At 73.0% G+C, this 16,526-nt stretch carries 17 protein-coding genes and 1 pseudogene; 5 read left to right on the top strand and 13 right to left on the bottom strand.

Going from position 1 to position 16,526, the window contains the following annotated elements; genetic code table 11:
* Window positions 1-27: 27 nt before the first annotated feature.
* Window positions 28-1,020: an aldo/keto reductase gene (locus GA0074704_RS12695; protein WP_088970694.1), complete on the bottom strand. Its 993-nt coding sequence runs from the start codon at window positions 1,018-1,020 to the stop codon at window positions 28-30.
* Window positions 1,021-1,142: 122 nt separating this feature from the next.
* Here GA0074704_RS12695 and GA0074704_RS12690 point away from each other — a divergent pair, with 122 nt between their 5' ends.
* Both GA0074704_RS12690 and GA0074704_RS12685 read left to right on the top strand, forming a co-directional pair.
* Window positions 1,143-1,772 (top strand): TetR family transcriptional regulator, encoded by a 630-nt coding sequence (locus GA0074704_RS12690; RefSeq protein WP_088970693.1) that lies wholly within the window; start codon window positions 1,143-1,145, stop codon window positions 1,770-1,772.
* 54 nt (window positions 1,773-1,826) lie between these two features.
* Window positions 1,827-2,447 (top strand): L-threonylcarbamoyladenylate synthase, encoded by a 621-nt coding sequence (locus GA0074704_RS12685; RefSeq protein WP_088970692.1) that lies wholly within the window; start codon window positions 1,827-1,829, stop codon window positions 2,445-2,447.
* Between the two features lie 85 nt (window positions 2,448-2,532).
* On the opposite strand, the gene GA0074704_RS12680 is transcribed toward GA0074704_RS12685, so the two are convergent.
* The 7 genes and pseudogenes from GA0074704_RS12680 to GA0074704_RS12650 form a co-directional block, all read right to left on the bottom strand.
* Complete coding sequence (locus GA0074704_RS12680) at window positions 2,533-3,069, bottom strand: hypothetical protein (RefSeq protein WP_088970691.1); 537 nt, start codon at window positions 3,067-3,069, stop codon at window positions 2,533-2,535.
* Window positions 3,070-3,216: 147 nt separating this feature from the next.
* Entirely contained in the window at window positions 3,217-4,098 is an 882-nt protein-coding gene (locus GA0074704_RS12675; RefSeq protein ID WP_088970690.1) for a glycine betaine ABC transporter substrate-binding protein, read from the bottom strand.
* 91 nt (window positions 4,099-4,189) lie between these two features.
* Window positions 4,190-5,068, bottom strand: coding sequence for an ABC transporter permease (locus tag GA0074704_RS12670; protein WP_088970689.1), 879 nt, complete (start codon window positions 5,066-5,068; stop codon window positions 4,190-4,192).
* 71 nt (window positions 5,069-5,139) lie between these two features.
* A pseudogene (locus GA0074704_RS12665) lies at window positions 5,140-6,321 on the bottom strand (quaternary amine ABC transporter ATP-binding protein); the annotation flags it as partial.
* Between the two features lie 353 nt (window positions 6,322-6,674).
* Entirely contained in the window at window positions 6,675-7,520 is an 846-nt protein-coding gene (locus tag GA0074704_RS12660) for an SAM-dependent methyltransferase (protein WP_231926840.1), read from the bottom strand.
* Window positions 7,521-7,599: 79 nt separating this feature from the next.
* On the bottom strand, window positions 7,600-8,598 hold the full coding sequence (locus GA0074704_RS12655; protein WP_088970687.1) for an ABC transporter permease subunit: 999 nt from the start codon (window positions 8,596-8,598) through the stop codon (window positions 7,600-7,602).
* On the bottom strand, window positions 8,595-9,482 hold the full coding sequence (locus GA0074704_RS12650) for an ABC transporter ATP-binding protein (protein ID WP_088973642.1): 888 nt from the start codon (window positions 9,480-9,482) through the stop codon (window positions 8,595-8,597). The genes GA0074704_RS12655 and GA0074704_RS12650 overlap by 4 nt, the downstream gene beginning before the upstream one ends.
* Window positions 9,483-9,602: 120 nt before the next feature.
* On the opposite strand from GA0074704_RS12650, the gene GA0074704_RS12645 reads away from it, so the two are divergent.
* A complete protein-coding gene (locus GA0074704_RS12645; protein ID WP_088970686.1) occupies window positions 9,603-10,730 on the top strand; it encodes a sensor histidine kinase in 1,128 nt (375 codons plus the stop codon).
* A complete protein-coding gene (locus tag GA0074704_RS12640; protein WP_088970685.1) occupies window positions 10,727-11,371 on the top strand; it encodes a response regulator in 645 nt (214 codons plus the stop codon). The genes GA0074704_RS12645 and GA0074704_RS12640 overlap by 4 nt, the downstream gene beginning before the upstream one ends.
* 43 nt (window positions 11,372-11,414) lie before the next feature.
* Here the strand turns inward: GA0074704_RS12640 and GA0074704_RS12635 are convergent, their stop codons facing one another.
* Window positions 11,415-12,143, bottom strand: coding sequence for a hypothetical protein (locus tag GA0074704_RS12635; RefSeq protein ID WP_088970684.1), 729 nt, complete (start codon window positions 12,141-12,143; stop codon window positions 11,415-11,417).
* 164 nt (window positions 12,144-12,307) lie between these two features.
* Between GA0074704_RS12635 and GA0074704_RS12630 the strand changes: the two genes are divergently transcribed.
* On the top strand, window positions 12,308-13,132 hold the full coding sequence (locus GA0074704_RS12630) for an SAM-dependent methyltransferase (RefSeq protein WP_088970683.1): 825 nt from the start codon (window positions 12,308-12,310) through the stop codon (window positions 13,130-13,132).
* A gap of 6 nt (window positions 13,133-13,138) precedes the next feature.
* On the opposite strand, the gene GA0074704_RS12625 is transcribed toward GA0074704_RS12630, so the two are convergent.
* The 4 genes from GA0074704_RS12625 to GA0074704_RS12610 all read right to left on the bottom strand — a co-directional run bounded on the left by GA0074704_RS12625 (window position 13,139) and on the right by GA0074704_RS12610 (window position 16,430).
* Window positions 13,139-13,480 carry an MmcQ/YjbR family DNA-binding protein gene (locus GA0074704_RS12625; protein ID WP_088970682.1) on the bottom strand — a complete coding sequence of 114 codons (342 nt, stop codon included), beginning with the start codon at window positions 13,478-13,480 and terminating at the stop codon, window positions 13,139-13,141.
* Between the two features lie 36 nt (window positions 13,481-13,516).
* Entirely contained in the window at window positions 13,517-14,884 is a 1,368-nt protein-coding gene (locus tag GA0074704_RS29660) for an FAD-dependent oxidoreductase (protein WP_269458917.1), read from the bottom strand.
* Window positions 14,885-15,010: 126 nt separating this feature from the next.
* On the bottom strand, window positions 15,011-15,937 hold the full coding sequence (locus tag GA0074704_RS12615) for a hypothetical protein (protein ID WP_088970681.1): 927 nt from the start codon (window positions 15,935-15,937) through the stop codon (window positions 15,011-15,013).
* On the bottom strand, window positions 15,930-16,430 hold the full coding sequence (locus tag GA0074704_RS12610; RefSeq protein WP_377470871.1) for a SigE family RNA polymerase sigma factor: 501 nt from the start codon (window positions 16,428-16,430) through the stop codon (window positions 15,930-15,932). Before GA0074704_RS12610 ends, GA0074704_RS12615 begins: the two co-directional genes overlap by 8 nt.
* Window positions 16,431-16,526 lie beyond the last annotated feature (96 nt).

The raw sequence follows: 16,526 nt of genomic DNA, 5'->3' as shown, positions 1-16,526 counted from the left end.
GGACCACCGAACGTGGAGTACGGGCTGTCAGTCGGTGCGGAAGCCGGCCATCATCGAGGCCGGGTAGCGGCTGCCTGCGGAGCCCTGGGGGAGGACCTCCCGGATACGGGCCAGGTCGGCCTCGGTGAGTTCTACGTCGGTGGCGCCAACGTTCTCCTCCAGACGGGTGGCGCTGCGGGTGCCCGGGATCGGGACGACGTCCTCGCCCTGGGCGAGCAGCCACGCCAGGGCGAGCTGGGCGGGAGTGATGCCCTTGGTGGCGGCGAGCTTTCGGAGCTGCTCGGCGGCGTTCAGGTTGTAGGCGTAGTTCTCGCCCTGCCAGCGCTCGTCCCAGCGGCGCATGTCGTCCTCGGGGTACTCGTCGGCGGGCTTGACCACACCGGAGAGGAAGCCGCGGCCGAGCGGCGAGTACGGCACCAGGCCGATCCCCAACTCCCGCAGGACCGGCAGGATCTCGTCCTCTACCTCGCGTTCGAAGATCGAGTACTCGTACTGGAGGGCTGTGACCGGGGTGACGGCGTGGGCGCGGCGGATGTACTGCGGGCCGACGTTGCTCAGGCCGAAGTACTGCACCTTGCCTTCGGTGATCAGGTCACCGACAGTGCCGGCGACCTCCTCGGCCGGTACGTCGGGGTCGGAGATGTGCTGGTAGAAGAGGTCGATGCGGTCGGTCTGGAGGTAGCGCAGGCTGTTTTCGGCGACCTCGCGGATGTTCTCCGGGCGGCTGTTGACGCCGCTCCCCAACGTCTTGCTGGTCATGTCGAAGCCGAACTTGGTGGCCAGGACGACCTCGTCGCGGAAGTCGTTGACTGCGTTGCCGAGCAGCGTCTCGTTGCTGCCGGTGCCTTGGCCGTACAGCTCGGCGGTGTCGAAGAAGTCGACTCCGAGTTCGTGGGCGCGGTGAATGGTGGAGATGCCGTCCTCGTCGTTCGAGGGGCCGTAGGCCAGGGACATCCCCATCACGCCCAGTCCGAGCGCGGAGACGCGCAGTCCCTGCTGTCCCAGGGTGCGGTGCTGCATGAGATCGCTCCTCGTGTCATATCGGCAGCCTGTAGCTGACCAAACCAAACCGTTCGGTATGACCATACGCCTGTCCGGAGTGCCGCGCAAAACCGAACGGTTCGGTCGCCTATCCTGGGCCCATGCCTCGCTCCACCAGCCCTGGCCGGACCCCGGACGCCGCCACCTCGAGCGAGTCCACCGACTCCACGCGCCAGCGGATCGTCGCCGCAGCCAAGGAGGAGTTCGCCAGGCATGGGATCGCTGGCGCCCGCGTGGACCGCATCGCCAGGCAGGCCAGGACGAGCAAGGAACGTGTCTACGCCTACTTCCGCAGCAAGGAAGCCCTTTACGCGCACGTCGCCGAACGCGAGACGACCGCGCTCGTCGAGGCGACTCAGCTGGATCCGGCCGACCTGCCCGGTTACGCCGGCATCCTCTTCGACCACTTCGCGGCTCGTCCGGACCACTACCGCCTGATCACGTGGGGTCGCCTGGAACTGGCCGAGTCCGCAGACAACACCACCAGCCCTCTCCAGGCCACGATCGCCGGCAAGCTCGACAAACTCCGCGACGCTCAGCGCACCGGGCTGCTCGACCCGGCCTGGGACCCGGTCGACATCCTCGCCCTGATCAACCAGATCGCCATGACCTGGGCAGGTCAGCCCGAAATCGCCGCCGCTGCCGCAGACCAGGCCGTGGACCCCTCCATCACCGCCCGTCGCGCCGCACTGGTGACCGCCGTCGAGCGCATGTTCCCTCGTCCGCACTGAGACCAACGCCCAAACCCCCGAAGGACCTCCGGAGCCGACCACTAAGCTCCGCGCATGGCGAAGTACTTCGACGTGCACCCGGACAATCCGCAGCCACGGGCGATCAACCAAGTGGTCGACCTGATCAGGGCGGACGGCCTGATCGCCTACCCGACCGACTCGTGCTTCGCCCTGGGCTGCCGGCTGGGCAACCGGGACGGCCTGGACCGGATCCGAGAGGTCCGCCACCTGGGCAGCGGCCACCACTTCACCCTGGTCTGCCGGGACTTCGCCCAGCTCGGCCAGTTCGTGCAGATCAACAACGCGTCGTTCCGGGCGATCAAGGCGGCCACCCCGGGCAGCTACACCTTCATCCTGCCGGCGACGAAGGAGGTGCCGCGCCGGCTGCTGCACCCGAGGAAGAAGACCGTCGGCGTACGGATCCCCGATCACACGGTCACCCAGGCGATCCTCGCCGAGCTGGGTGAGCCGCTGCTCTCCAGCACCCTGCTGCTGCCCGACGAGGAGGAGCCGCTGACCCAGGGCTGGGAGATCAAGGAGCGGCTGGACCACGTGCTCGACGCGGTGGTCGACTCCGGCGAGTGCGGCACCGTGCCGACCACCGTGGTCGACTTCTCCGACGGGGTGCCGGAGATCCTGCGGGTGGGCGCCGGCGACCCGTCCCGCTTCGAGTGACGGGACGCACTGCCCGCCCGCACGGGTCAGACCGCCCGCACCGACCGCAGGGTCCTCCGGATGCACACGCCCTGACGCCGACGGCTCACCCGTCGCCGGCCGGTGGCAGCGGCAGCTCGACGGCGTCGGACGAGTGCAGCTCCGCGGCGGAGTGCGCCGGCGGCGGCCGATCGGTCACCGGGACGCGGCTGTGCAGCGGGCCGTCCGGGCCGGTACGCCGGGTCACCCCGCACGCCACCATGCCGATCGGCGGCGGGGGCGCGGTGAACCGGCCGGCGCCCCACCGCACCCAGAGCGGGATCCGCCCGGCCGCCGCCTCGGCGAGCAACTTCTCCCAGGTCCGTCGCCGGGTGCCGTGGTCCACCTCGACGACCACCGGCGGACCGTCCGGGCGGGCGCACGCGACGTCCAGCACCGAGAACTGCGCGGACATCGGCGGCGGCAGCGGCAGCACGCTGGGCGCGCGCCGGTAGACCCGCCAGCCCCGCTCCCCCGCCCACCCGGCGACCGCGTCGATCAGCCGAGCGGTCACCTGGTCGGTGGTCAGGTCGGTGAAGACGAGCCGGTCGAGCCGGTTGGCCAGCGATTCCGCCAGCCGCTCGCCCTTGTCGCCGACCGTCACGCCGGCAGGGTACCGCCCCCGACGGTGGGACCGCCTCGGCGGCCGGGCGCGTGGGCGGCGGCCGGCTCCGGCGGCGACCTGCTCGGCGGCGGAGACGCGAACGGCGGGCGCCGGGGAATCCCCGGACGCCCGCCGTCGTCGTACGGGTCAGGCCAGCGACTTCTCGAAGTCGGGGTTGGCCTTCAGCCACTCGTCGACGGCCTTGGCCTCGTCGCCCTTGTGGGTGTTGAACATCAGGTCCTCCAGCGAGCCGAGCTGCTCGTCGGACATGGTGAACTTCTTCAGCTTCGCGGCGACCTCGGGGAAGTCCTTGCCGAAGCCGGACCGACCCAGGGTGTTGATCTCCTCGGCGGCGCCGAGCGTGCCCTTGCCGTCGGTGAGGTCCTTGAGCTTGTACTTGGCGTACGCCCAGTGCGGGTGCCAGAGGGTGACCACGATCGGCTTCTTGTCGGCGATCGCGCCGTCCAGCGCGGCGAGCATCGCCGGGGTCGACGAGGTCTTCAGCTTCATCGAGTCGGCCAGCCCGTAGTCCGGCAGGACCTTCTCCTGGGTGGCCTTGGTGAGCCCGGCGCCGGGCTCGATGCCGATCATCTCGCCCCCGAAGGTGCCGGCCTTGCCCTTGAGGTCCTCCAGCGAGTCGACGCCCTGCACGTAGTCGGGCACCGCGATGCTCAGGCTGGCGTCGTCGTACCACACGCCCAGCTTCTCCAGCTTGTCGCCGTACTTCTCCAGGTAGGAGGCGTGGGTCTGCGGCAGCCAGCTGTCCAGGAACAGGTCGATGTCGCCATTGGCGAGACCGCCGTAGACCAGCCCGGCCTCCAGGTTCTTCAGCTGGACCTGGTAGCCGTCCTTCTCCAGGATCTCCTGCCACAGGTGCGAGGCCGCGATCGCCTCGTCCCAGGCCATGTAGCCGATGGTGATCTTCTTGTCGTCGGACCCGCCGTCGGACTCGCCGCAGGCGACCGCGCCGGCCAGGGCCAGGGTGGCGGTCAGGGCGAGCGCGAGGCCGCGCTTCACGGTTGAGAACATCGAGAATTTCCTTCCTTGCCTTGGCCGCCGGTGGGCGCGAAGGGTCGCGCCGCCGGCCGGACGGCCGCGGTTGTTGGGGACCGCCGAGCGGTCAGGACTGCTGCTGCATGGCGCGCTGCGCCCGGGCGGCGGGGAACCGCCCGCCGATCGAGTCGGTGAGCCGGTCGAGCACCACGGCGAGGACCACCACGGCGATGCCGCCCTCGAAGCCGCTGCCCACCTCGACCTGGGCCAGGGCGAACATGATGACGTCGCCGAGCCCACCGGCGCCGACCATGCCGGCGATGACCACCATGGACAAGGCCAGCATGATGACCTGGTTGACCCCGGTCATGATGGTGGGCAGCGCGAGCGGGAGCTTGGTGCGGAGCAGGATCTTCCACGGCGAGGCGCCGAACGCCTCCCCGGCCTGGACGATCTCCCGGTCGACCTGGCGCAGGCCCAGCTCGGTCAGGCGCACCCCGGGCGGCATGCTGAACACCAGCGTGGCCAGCACGCCGGGCACGGTGCCGATGCCGAAGAAGAAGATCGCCGGGATCAGGTAGACGAACGCGGGCAGGGTCTGCATCAGGTCCAGCACCGGCCGGGCGATCTGCGACGCACGCCGGTTCTCCGCGACGAAGATGCCCAGCGGCACGGCGAGCAGCAGCGACAACGCGCTGGCGACCAGCACCTGCGCCAGCGTGCTCATCGTCTCCTCCCAGTACGGCATGCCGGCCACCAGGCCGAGCCCGACGGCCGTACCGAGGGCGAACTTCCAGCCGCGCAGCCAGAGGCCGAGGGCGGCGAGGACCAGCACCACGACGAGGGCGGGCGCCCCGGTGAGCAGCCGGGTCAGCGGGTCGACGAGGGCGTCGACCACGATGGCGACGCCGTCGAAGACCGGGCCCAGGGTGTCGGTGGCCCACTGGACGGCGCTCTCGGTCCACTCGCCCAGCGGCACCCGGGGCAGTGCGGCGGTCGTACTCATGCCGGCTCTCCCTTCCCGGCGGCGGCCACCGGCACGGCGTCGGCCGTCTCGGTCGTGGTCGGGGAATCGGCCAGGCCGCCCAACGCGCTGAGCAGGGTGATCCGCGGGATCACCCCGGCCAGCCGGTCCCGGTCGTCGAGCACGGCGACCGGGTGGGTGCTCTCGGCGACCTCGGCGAAGAGGTCGGCCACGGCGGTGTCCGCGTGCACGGTACGGACCTGGCCGGTGGTGACGTACCCGTCGAGGTTCGGCCGTCCGGCGCGCAGCGCCCGGCCCACCTCGTCCTCGGTGACCGTGCCGAGGAACCGCTTCTGGCTGCCCGTCACGTACACCACGGAGGTCTGCGTCTGGCGCAGGGCGTGCGCGGCGACCCGCGGTCCGGCGTTGACGTCCACGACGCTGTGCGGCTTCTCCATCACCGACGAGGCGGTGAGGATCCGGGTCCGGTCCACGTCGGCGACGAACCGTTGCACGTAGTCGTTGGCCGGGTCGGTGAGGATCTCCTCGGCCGTGCCGATCTGGACGATCCGGCCGTCGCGCATCACCGCGATCCGGTCACCGAGGCGCATCGCCTCGTTGAGGTCGTGGGTGATGAAGACGATGGTCTTGCCCAGCTCCGCCTGGAGTTCCAGCAACTGGTCCTGGATCTCCCGGCGGATCAGCGGGTCGAGGGCGGAGAACGCCTCGTCCATCAGCAGGATGTCGGTCCCGGCGGCCAGGGCGCGGGCCAGGCCGACGCGCTGGCGCATGCCACCGGAGAGGTCCTGGGGGAGCTTGTCCTCCCAGCCCTCCAGCCCGACCATGCGGATCGCCTCCATGGCGCGCTCGCGACGCTCGGCCTTCGGCAGCCCGGCGACCTCGAGGGCGTAGCCGGCGTTCTCCAGCACGGTCCGGTGCGGCATCAGGGCGAAGTGCTGGAAGACCATGCTGATCTTCTCCCGGCGCAGCTTGCGCAGCGCGGCGGGCTTGAGGCTGCCGACGTCCACGCCGTCGATCTCCACGCTGCCGCTGGTCGGACGGAGCAGGCCGTTGAGGGTACGGATCAACGTGGACTTGCCGGAGCCGGAGAGCCCCATGACGACGAAGATCTCGCCCGGGCGCACCTCGAAGGTGGCGTCGACGACCGCGGCCGTGGTGGCGGGAAGCCCGGCCAGCGCCTCCGCGCGGGGCGCTCCGCCTTCGAGCCGGCGTACCGCCTCGGCAGGTCGACTGCCGAAGATCTTGTAGAGCGACTTCACTGCGACAGCAGACACGATCGCCTTTCCGTCGAACACCGTCAGCGGATCACGCCATCGACGCCCGTCGTTTACTCGTTCGGTCTCATCGGGGGCCGCGCCATCCGGTCGGGAGGCGCTCAGGGCCGGTCGGAACGTATCCGAACAGGGAACGCGAATCCAATTCTCAGGCACCTCTCAGCGTGGACCTGTGGACCATCCCACAATGAAACCGGTCATCCCGGCAGTGCCGGCACGCGCAGGACGGCACCTTGCCGACGACGTGCCGTCACCCGCGAGGCGATGCGTCGACTCGCCGCACCCGGCAGATTTCAGTCCACGAAAATGCCGATCTCCGCACACAGCGGACACCGGGCCACGCGACAGGCGGGTCAGGGTTTGCGGGCGACCGCGCCGTAGATCGACGCCTCGGCCAGCGCGGGACGCTGGTCCGCCGGCACCTGCGGCCGCCACTCGGTGACCGGGACGATCCCGGGATCGGCCAGCTCCAGCCCGGTGAAGAACCGGGCGAACTCCGGACCGGTACGCGGCACGGTGTCCTGCTTCATCCGGCCCGACGCGAACTCGGCGTACATCCGCTCGACGATCGCCGGGGGAATGTGGTCGGTCGTGAAGTGGGTCAGCACCAGCCAACTGCCGGAGGGCAGCGCGTCGAGCAGCGTGGCGACCTTCTCGTGCGGACGGTCCTCGTCGGTCAGGAAGTGCGCGACCGCGACCAGCACCAGGGCCACCGGCCGGGTCAGGTCGAGGGTGGCGTGCAGTTGCGGGTCGGCGAGGATCCGCTCCGGCTCCCGCAGGTCGGCGTCCAGGTAGGCGGTCGCCCCGTCCGGGGCACTGGTCAGCAGCGCCCGGGCGTGCACCAGCACCATCGGATCGTTGTCGACGTACACCACCCGGGACTCGGGGGCCACCGACTGGGCCACCTCGTGGGTGTTGTCGGCGCTCGGGATGCCGGTGCCGATGTCGAGGAACTGGCGGATGCCCGTCTCCTCGGCGAGGAAGCGCACCGCGCGGCCGAGGAACGCCCGGTTCTCCCGGGCGAGGGTACGGATCCCCGGGTAGACGGCGGCGATCCGGTCACCGGACTCCCGGTCGACGGCGAAGTTGTCCTTGCCGCCGAGCCAGTAGTTGTAGCGGCGGGCCGGGTGCACGACCGTGGTGTCGATCCGGTCGGCGCCCCTACCTGCGTGGGCGTCCGGCGTGGATGGTGCCGTCACGAGACCTCCCCAGGTCACCGGACCCGCCGCGGCCGGGAGCGGCGCGGCAGGTTCGGTGACCATCGTAGAGGGTGCGCCTTCAGTCCCGTCGGCGCTGGATCCGTACCGCGCCCAGCCCGGCCAGCAGCAGCGCCGCCGCCAGGAAGATCCCCGCCTCCCGCAGCTGGAACGCCCAGTAGCGGTCGTTCGGTTGGTACGCCACCGCGACGTGCAGGTCGAGGTCGGCCAGGCACTGCCAGGAACGCCCTTCGCAGGCCCGGAACTCCGCAGTGCTCAGCGGCCGGCCGGTCGCGGTGAGCAGCGGGCTGGTCGAGGTGACCCAGGCGTCGGGGATCTTCAGGCCCTTCACGGTGGTGTCGCTGAACGGGCCGCCCAGGCCGGCGAGCCGCTCGAACCGCTCGGCGGTCATCGGCTGGTCGGCGTGCGCCGGCCGCATCAGGTGCGGCCGGACCAGGTTCGGCACCAGCACCTGCACCGCCACGAAGAGCAGCAGGGTCACCGCCATGGCCGGCACCGTACGGCGCAGCAGCAGGCCGAGCAGCGCGCCCACCACGACGGCGAAGACCGCGTACCCGACCGGGGTGAGGTCCCGCGCGCCGAACAGCAGGGTGGAGAAGCGGCCCGCACCCAGCGGGTCGTACGGCCCCGCCGCGACCTGGTCGTACCGGCCGACCGCCCAGCCGGCCAGCGCGCTGAGCGCACCGGCGGTGACCGCCGCCGCCAGCGCCGCCACCGCCAGCTTGGCGGCCAGCCAGCGCCGCCGGGTGACGCTCTGGTTCCAGGCCAGCCGGTGGGTGCCGGTCTCCAGCTCCCGGGCGACCAGCGGCGCGCCCCAGAAGACCCCGAGCAGTGCCGGTACGGCCAGCAGCAGCGCGTCGAGGGCGTACACCCGGGACCGGTAGGTGTCCAGGAAGCGGCCGGCCACCGCCGCGCAGTCGCCGGGGCAGGGGGCGACCTCGGTGGCGTACTGGTGCCGGATCTGGCTGCCCAGCACCAGCAGCCAGGCCGCGACCACCACCAGCACGGCCGCGGCCACGAGGGCCTGGGTGCGGAACTGCCGCCAACTCATCCAGATCATCGGGTCACCTCCTGCCGGTGCGGTTCGACGGCGGCCCGGGTCAGGTAGCCCATGACCAGTTCCTCCAGCCCCGGTGTCTCGGCCCGCCACGGGCCGGGTGGCAACGCACCGGGCGACCGGACCAGGGCGGCGCCCTCGGTCCGATGGACCACCGTCACCCTGGCGGGCAGCCGGTCCAGCACGGCGGGCCCGGCGACCACCCGGTGGTGGGTGGCGAGCAGGTCCCGCACGTCACCGGCGAGCTGGACCCGGGCGTCGGCGAGGACGATCAGGTGGTCGCAGACCCGCTCGACGTCGGCGAGCAGATGCGACGACAGGATGGCGCTGGCGCCCAGCTCGCCGACGAAGTCCACCAGGTTGTCCAGGAAGCCGGTCCGGGCCAGCGGGTCCAGCGCCGCCGCCGGCTCGTCGAGGATCAGCAGCTCGGGCCGCTTCGCGGCGGCCACGGTCAGGGCGAGCTGGGCCCGCTGGCCGCCGGAGAGCCGGCCGGCGCGCTGCCCCGGCGGCAACCCCACCTGCTCGACCCGGCGCCGCGCCAGCGCCGTGTCCCAACGGGGGTTGAGGTGGGCGCCCATGGCCAGGTGGTCGGCGACGGTGAGGGCCGCGTACACCGGGGTGTCCTGGGCGACGAAGCCGACCCGGGCCAGGTGGGCGGCGTCGGCGGCGGGCCGGGCACCCAGCACGGTGAGGGTGCCCGAGCTGGGCCGGATCAGGCCGCAGGCGAGCTGGAGCAGGGTGGACTTGCCGGCGCCGTTCGGGCCGACCAGCCCGATCACCCGGCCCGGTGGCACGTGCAGGTCGCAGTCGGCCAGCGCCACGCGCCGCCGGTACCGCTTGGTCAGCCGTTCGGCGCGCAGCACCGGACGGGATTCGTCGTCTCGCATGCCGTTCAGCCTGCGGATCGCGGGGCGGCCGGGCATCGGCCCACGGCACGGAAGCCGGCCGCGGTGACCGTACTTTTGACCGGTTCACCCCGGGCGGCCCGGCTTCCTAGCCTGGGAGCCATGGGACATCGGTGGCTGCCGGCCGGTCGGGCCGCGCTCGCGGTGGAGGTCGGCCTGGGTGTGGTGTTCGCCGTGGCGCTCGTCGTCACCGCCATGGCGATCCGGGCCAGCTGGGGCGCCGGCTGGTGGGTGGTCGACCTGGTGGCCGGCGTGCTCGTCTGCGGGCTCGCCCTGGCCCGGCGGGCGCACCGGTTCGGCACGGCGGTGGCCGGCGGCGTCGTCGCGGCGGTCGCGGTCGGGGTGGCGGAGGCGGCCGGGCTGCCCCGCGAGCCCGGTCCGGCGGCGGTGCTGGGCCTGGCCGTGCTGGTGGGGTCGGCGGTACGGACGCTGCCGACCCGGCCGGCGGTCACGGTGGCGGCGCTGGGCCTGGTGGTCGCCGCCGGCAGCGCGGCGACCGGCGGGCTCACCCCGGTCCCGACGCTGGCCGGCGCCGGCTGGTTGGCGGCGCTCGCCGGCGGCCTGGGGTTCCGGCTCGCCGACCACCGCCGCCGGGAGACGGTCGAGCAGGTACGCCGCGCCGAGCGGCTGGAGCTGGCCCGGGAGCTGCACGACGTGGCCGCCCACCACCTGACCGGCATCGTGCTCCAGGCCCAGGTGGCGCCGCTGGTGGCCCGCCGCGACCCGGACCGGCTGCCCACCTCGCTGGCCGACATCGAGGCCGCCGGTTCGGACGCGCTGGCCGCGATGCGCCGGGTGGTGGGCATCCTGCGCGAGCCTGGGGACGGCCCCGGCAGCGCCGGGCCGGAACCGCTGCGGGACCTGGTGGCTCGCTTCGAGGCGCCTGGCCGGGTGGTGCGGCTGCGGCAGTCGCCGCCCGATCCGGCCTGGCCGCCCGACGTGACCGGCACCGTCTACCGGATCGTCCGGGAGTCGCTGACCAACGTGGCCCGGCACGCACCGGCGGCCCGGTCGGTGTCGGTGGTGGTCGCCGAGGAGGGGCCGGTCGTCACCGTCGAGGTCACCGACGACGCCGCCCCGGCGGCCGGTCCGGCGCGCGATGGCTACGGCCTGGTCGGCATGCGGGAGCGGGTGACGGCGCTCGGCGGCACGCTGCGGGCCGGGCCGCGGCCGGGCGCCGGCTGGTCGGTGGCGGCCACCCTGCCGCTGCCGGGTCGGGCGCCGCGATGACCATCCGGGTCCTGGTCGCCGACGACCAGGCGATGGTACGCAGTGGACTGCGCCTGATCCTGGAGGACCAGCCGGACATCGTGGTGGTGGCCGAGGCGCCGGACGGGGTGGAGGCGATCGCCCAGGCGCGCCGGCTGCGCCCGGACGTCTGCCTGGTCGACATCCGGATGCCCCGCCTGGACGGGCTGGCGGTGACCCGCGCCCTGGCCGGCCCCGGCACCGTCCATCCGCTGCGGGTGGTCGTGGTGACCACCTTCGACCTGGACGAGTACGTCCACGGCCCGCTGCGCAGCGGGGCGGTCGGGTTCATCCTCAAGGACGCCGGCCCGGCCCTGCTGGTCGAGGCGGTCCGGGCGGCGTACGCGGGCGACGCCCTGGTCTCCCCCACGGTGACCGTACGGCTGCTGCGGCAGTTCACCGCGACCGCCGGGACCGGCGGTCGGGCACCGGCCCGGCCGCTCTCCGAGCGGGAGCGGGAGGTGGTCCGGGCGGTGGCCCGTGGCCGCACCAACCAGGAGATCGCCGCCGAGCTGTTCATCTCGCTGAGCACGGTGAAGAGCCACCTCGCGGCGATCGGGGCGAAGCTCGGGGCCCGCAACCGGGTGGAGATCGCGGCCTGGGGCTGGGAGAACCGGGCCTGACCCAGCCCACCGGTGGGGTGGGCCGGGCCGGGCGCCGCTCAGCTCACTTGCGCTTCAGGTCCTTCATCTCGACGACGTCCGCCTCGGCGGGCGCCTTGATCTGGTCGAACGTCGCGCCGAAGTCGCTGAGCCGGATCTCCCCCTGGGTGTCCTTGCCGCTGGTGAGCATCACCGGGTACGGCTCACCGGTGGTGGCCACGAAAAGGGTGCCACCATTGCTGTCGCTCTCCACCAAACCGATGGCGGGCTGGCCGTCGACGTCGCGGGTCTCCCCCTTGGTCAGCGGGGCGTCGGCCTTCAGCAGCTTCTGCGGGGTGGCGAAGTCGAACAGTCTTGCGGTCTTGTTCTCCGGGTCCACCTTCATCCACTTGCCGCCGAACAACTTGGCGGCGTCGTCGGCCGCGTTCGGCTCGACCACCTTGGCCCAGAACTTCTCATCCGCCCGCAGATACTTCTGACCACCGACGGCGAGCAGGTCGATCTTTCCGCCGTCCATCGTCATGGTGCCGCCGAGATCCGTGCCGGCCACCGCCAGGTCGACGGTGATCGCGCTGCCGTCGTCCTGCATGCCTCCCTTGACGCGGTACGACCCCGCCTTCTCCAGCGCCGCGGTCGACCGCTTCAGCGCCTCCTCGGGCGCGAGGGCGGCGACACCGTTCTCCTTCGGGCTCGGCTCGGCCGCCGTGCCCGTACCCTTCCCGCCGCAGCCGGCCAGCAGGGTACCGGCCAGCGTGACAGCGAGCGCGGTCCTTCCGATCGTCCTGATCCCCATGAGTCAGCTCCTCCTGCCGCCCCCGTTCCGTGGCAGCGACGACGTGGGGTACCCCGGGGCATCGGGCGACACCGATAGCGGCTATCCGATCTGGATGGTCGGTCCCGCGACACCACGCAGGCCAGACCTCGTCTACTGTGGATCACCGACGGAGGGAGCGTGTCGTGACCGAGGACGGACAGCAGCTCAGCGAGTCGGAGGCACCCGCCGTGGACGCCACCGTGCCGCACTCGGCGCGGGTCTACGACTTCTGGCTGGGCGGCAAGGACAACTTCGCGGTCGACCGGGCCATGGGCGCGGCGATGACCGAGGCGATCCCGACGCTTCCGGCGATGGCCAAGGAGAACCGGCGGTTCGTGCACCGGGTGGCCCGCCACCTGGTCGCCGAGGAGGGCATCCGGCAGTTCCTGGACGTCGGCGCGGGCATTCCCACCCGACCCAACCTGCACGAGGTGGCCCAGTCGATCGCCCCGGAAACCCGGGTGGTGTACGTCGACAACGACCCGGTGGTGCTGGCCCACTCGCGGGCGCTGATGGTGAGCACACCGGAGGGGCGCAGCGCGTACGTCGACGCCGACCTGCGCGAGCCGCGCAGCATCCTGGAGCACCCCGTGCTCACCGACACCCTCGACCTGACGAAGCCGGTGGCGCTCACCCTGATCGCCATCCTGATGCTGATCGCCGACGAGGACGATCCGGCCGGCACGCTGCGGGCGCTGACCGAGGCGCTGCCGTCGGGCAGCTACCTGGCGATCACCCACCCCACCCAGGACTTCAACCCGGAAGCCGTGGGCGCGGCGGTGGCCGCCGCTCGGCAGGCCGGCATGACGCTGGTGGCGCGGAGCCGGGGCGAGGTCGAGCGCTTCTTCGAGGGCTGGGAGTTCGTCGAGCCGGGACTCACGCCGGTGATGGCGTGGCGTCCGGACGGGGAACCGCCCGCCGACCCGCGGGCCGCGTACTACTGGGCGGGGCTGGCCCGCAAGCCCTGACCCGCCTCAGGCGCCGAGCCGCTGCCGGGCCAGGAACTTCGGCACGACCATCCGCCACGCCTCGCAGACCAGCTCGGTCATCCGGTCGTGGTCGAGCCGGTCGAGGTGGCAGCACACCCAGTTGAAGCGCAGGTCCGCCGCGCCGGGCCGGAAGAACAGCTCCGGCTCGGCGTCGACCAGCGCGTCACGCTCCTCCCGGGGATGGGCGAAGCCCATGCTGGTCTCGTCGCGGGAGAAGGCGACGTACACGATCGCCCCCACCCGGAACTTGACCCGGTCCCGGATCAGGTGCTCGGTGGTGCGGGGCAGGGTGAGCGCCAGGGCCCGTACGTCGGCGACGGTGACCATGCCGGGACCGTACCGGTGGGGTGGGACAGGGCGCGGTCAGCGCGGCCGGATCGCGTTGACCCGGACCGCGCGGGCCAGCACCGCGGGGCTGGCCAGCGAGCGGGGATGGCTGCGCATCTCCACCACGGCGTCGAAACGTCGGGCGATCGTCGGGTCGGTGACCGAGGCGGCGACGATCTGGTTGCTCACCCAGCGGGACAGCCGGTAGCCGCGCGGCCGGGGCGCGGTGACCGACGGGCGGGCCAGGTCGGCCGAGGTGGACATGTCCCACGCGGCGTCCACCACCACCCGTTGCAGGGCGAAGAACTCCCGGGCCGGGCGGCGGGGGTCCGCGCCCGAGCGGAGGTACGCCGACAGGCAGGAGGCGTGCAACCCTGCCGACGACATGCCCTGACCGTAGATCGGGTTGAACGAGGCGACGGCGTCTCCGACGGCCACCAGGCCACCGGGCAGCCGGGCGAGCCGGTGGAAGTCCCGCCGCCGGCTGTCGGCCTGCCGGTAGGTGCGGACCGGGCCGAGCAGCTCGTTGCGTACCACCCGGCCGAACTCCGGCGGGAAGTCCTCCCGGCAGCGGCGCAGGAGGTCGTCCAGGTCCCGTCCGGGCCGGCAGTGGCCGTAGCCGCCGAGCATCACGATCCACCGGTCGCCCTCGATCGCGGACAGGCCGGCGCCGGCCACGTCCCCGCCGCGCTCGGCGCTGCACCCGGCCAGCACGGCGTTCGGGACCGGGTGTTCCTCGGTACGCCGGAACAGCGCCGTGGCGTAGTTCAGTCCGATGGCCAGCCGGCGCATCGGCGGGCGTTCCCAGCCGGCCTGCTCCAGCCAGTCGCCGAGCCGACTGGACCGGCCGGTGGCGTCCACCACGAAGTCGGCGGGGACCGTCCCGCCGTCGTGGCGTACCCCGGTGACCGCACCGCCACCGATCGCCAGGCCGGTCGCCCGGTCGTGCCGGAGCGTGACGTTCGGCAGCTCCAGGGCGTGCCGGCGGAGCAGCGCCTCGATGAAGGGGCGGCTGGCGGCGATCATGTCCACGTCGGAGCCGCGGACCTTGCGCCGCCCGTCGTGGTAGGTGCGGCGGGACTCGGCGGTGACCAGCACCGCCCCCTCGACGAGCGCCTCCCGGGAGAAGCCGGGGAACCAGCGTTCGATCTGCTGCCGGCCGGCGGGCAGCAGCACGTGCATCTGGGTGCCCTGCGGCACCCCGGCCCGGGGCCGCGCGTCCGGTGGAAGGTCGTCGCGGTCCAGGATGAGCACGCTCTCGGCGTGGTCGGCGAGGACCCGGGCCGCCAGCAGACCGGCCATGCTGGCGCCGAGGACGACGGCCCGGCCGAGGACCGTCCGGGGCGGCGGGGCGGGCCCGTCGCCGCCGATGCGGGCGAAGACGCGCGCGGGGTGTCGGTACACGGTGACCTCCAGGGAAGAGGCGCCCGCGCCGGTCCGGCGGCCGCCCGCGGCTCGGCGGCCCGACCCGGCGCTGCGGGGTGGTTGCCACCGTTCAACGAGCGACCGCCGGTCCGGTCGTCGGTCCCGCTACGACGCCGTCAGCCGGGTCGCCGTCGTCCTGACCACCCTGTTGGCGTACTCCTGGTCGCGGTCCGGCGAGAACATCAGCGTCGCCACCCGGTCGCCGACCCGGACCACGGCGGTGAACGTCACCATCGGCTCCTTCCTCAGCACGTCGCCGTCGTAGCTCCAGTTCTCCTCGCGGACCAGGATCACCTCGCCCCCGCCGGTCGACCCGAGCGGCCCGCTGGCCAGGATGGTGTAGGTGGTCGTGCGCGGCTGTCCGGGCCGGGCCGACGGTGGCGGCGGGGACGACGACGGCGGCGCGACCGTGGCGCCGCACCGGGTGAGGACGGCCATGACGTCGCTGTACGCCCGCTCGCCCCAGCCGTCCGCGTACCGGTGCAGGTGCTCGTAGACGTAGCTCTCGCCGGCGGCGTAACCGGTGAAGTCCAGGGCGGCCTGGTGCTTGAGGGACGGGTAGTCGGCGCTGCGGTAGGCCGGGCAGAGGTCCGCCCACCGCCAGGTGTCGCCCTCGAACGGCTCCTGCGGCACGCGCTCCCGCCAGTCACCGGGGCCGAGGTCGTCCGGGCGGAGCAGCAGGGCGTCCATGCCCGGGGCGGTGTCCGGGCCCGACGAGGGGGTGAACGGTTGGCTCGGCTTCGGCTCCGGCGCACCAGAGACGGTGGGGGCGAGGCTGGGCCGGGGGGCCAGCGATGCCCCGGTCGGCGAGGTGGCCGCCGGGGCGGGGGCCACCGGGTTGCCGACCGGTCGGACGTTCGTGGCCCAACCGAAGCCGGCCCCGGCCACGGCGACCACGGCCAGGCCGGCGGCGAGCGCCTGGTGCCGGGTGCGTTGCCGGCCGCGGTGGCGCACCGCCGAGGGGTCCGCGAACGGAGCGGGTGGCTGCTGTCCGCGCAGCGACTCGAAGCCACGCTCGAATCCGTCAGACATGGTGCGCCTCCGTAGGGGTCTCCTCGATCAGGTTGGCCAGCGCCCGCCGTCCCCGGGACAGCCGAGCCTTGACGGTGCCCTCGGGCACGCCGGTCTCCCGGGCCACCTCGGCCACCGGCAGTCCGACCAGGTGGTGCAGCACCACCGCGGTGCGCTGGGCGATCGGCAGCCGGGCCAGCGCCTCGGTCAGCACCACGGCGTCCGGGTTGGGTCCGGGCACGTCCGGTGGCGGCCCGTGCCGGCGGTGGGCGGTCCACGCCGAGCGGGCCCGGCGCCAGCGGCTCACCGCCACCCGGCGGGCGACCGTGCGCACCCACGCCTCCGGGTCGGCGTACTCGCCGACGGTCGACCAGCGCTGCCAGGCCCGGGCGTACGCCTCGTGCACCGCGTCCTGCGCCTCGGCCGCGTTGCCGGTGAGTGCGTACACGCAGTCGTAGAGCCGTTGTCGGCTCGCCCGGTAGAAACCGTCGAAGCTGTCCTCGCGTGACAACATCTGCCCCCTCCGACCCTTCCGGGCCTGTCGTACCCCTAGTCACGCGGGACACCCGGCGCCGGTTGCCTGCCCCGCCGGATTTTCGCCCCCAGCGCG

The sequence above is a fragment of the Micromonospora siamensis genome (assembly GCF_900090305.1).
GTDB lineage: Bacteria > Actinomycetota > Actinomycetes > Mycobacteriales > Micromonosporaceae > Micromonospora > Micromonospora siamensis.
The sequence above is the reverse complement of the archived record's forward strand: the minus strand, read 5'-3'. Positions and strand labels throughout refer to the sequence as shown.

Bases quoted from the DNA above. Each gene is read 5' to 3' on its own strand.
- GA0074704_RS12675 (WP_088970690.1), bottom strand. From the start codon at position 4,098: ATGTTCTCAACCGTGAAGCGCGGCCTCGCGCTCGCCCTGACCGCCACC.
- GA0074704_RS12625 (WP_088970682.1), bottom strand. From the start codon at position 13,480: ATGGTCACCGTCGCCGACGTACGGGCCCTGGCGCTCACCCTGCCCCGC.
- GA0074704_RS12695 (WP_088970694.1), bottom strand. From the start codon at position 1,020: ATGCAGCACCGCACCCTGGGACAGCAGGGACTGCGCGTCTCCGCGCTC.
- GA0074704_RS12645 (WP_088970686.1), top strand. From the start codon at position 9,603: ATGGGACATCGGTGGCTGCCGGCCGGTCGGGCCGCGCTCGCGGTGGAG.
- GA0074704_RS12615 (WP_088970681.1), bottom strand. From the start codon at position 15,937: ATGTCTGACGGATTCGAGCGTGGCTTCGAGTCGCTGCGCGGACAGCAG.
- GA0074704_RS12650 (WP_088973642.1), bottom strand. From the start codon at position 9,482: ATGCGAGACGACGAATCCCGTCCGGTGCTGCGCGCCGAACGGCTGACC.
- GA0074704_RS12690 (WP_088970693.1), top strand. From the start codon at position 1,143: ATGCCTCGCTCCACCAGCCCTGGCCGGACCCCGGACGCCGCCACCTCG.
- GA0074704_RS12685 (WP_088970692.1), top strand. From the start codon at position 1,827: ATGGCGAAGTACTTCGACGTGCACCCGGACAATCCGCAGCCACGGGCG.
- GA0074704_RS12655 (WP_088970687.1), bottom strand. From the start codon at position 8,598: ATGATCTGGATGAGTTGGCGGCAGTTCCGCACCCAGGCCCTCGTGGCC.
- GA0074704_RS12640 (WP_088970685.1), top strand. From the start codon at position 10,727: ATGACCATCCGGGTCCTGGTCGCCGACGACCAGGCGATGGTACGCAGT.
- GA0074704_RS12670 (WP_088970689.1), bottom strand. From the start codon at position 5,068: ATGAGTACGACCGCCGCACTGCCCCGGGTGCCGCTGGGCGAGTGGACC.
- GA0074704_RS12635 (WP_088970684.1), bottom strand. From the start codon at position 12,143: ATGGGGATCAGGACGATCGGAAGGACCGCGCTCGCTGTCACGCTGGCC.
- GA0074704_RS12610 (WP_377470871.1), bottom strand. From the start codon at position 16,430: ATGTTGTCACGCGAGGACAGCTTCGACGGTTTCTACCGGGCGAGCCGA.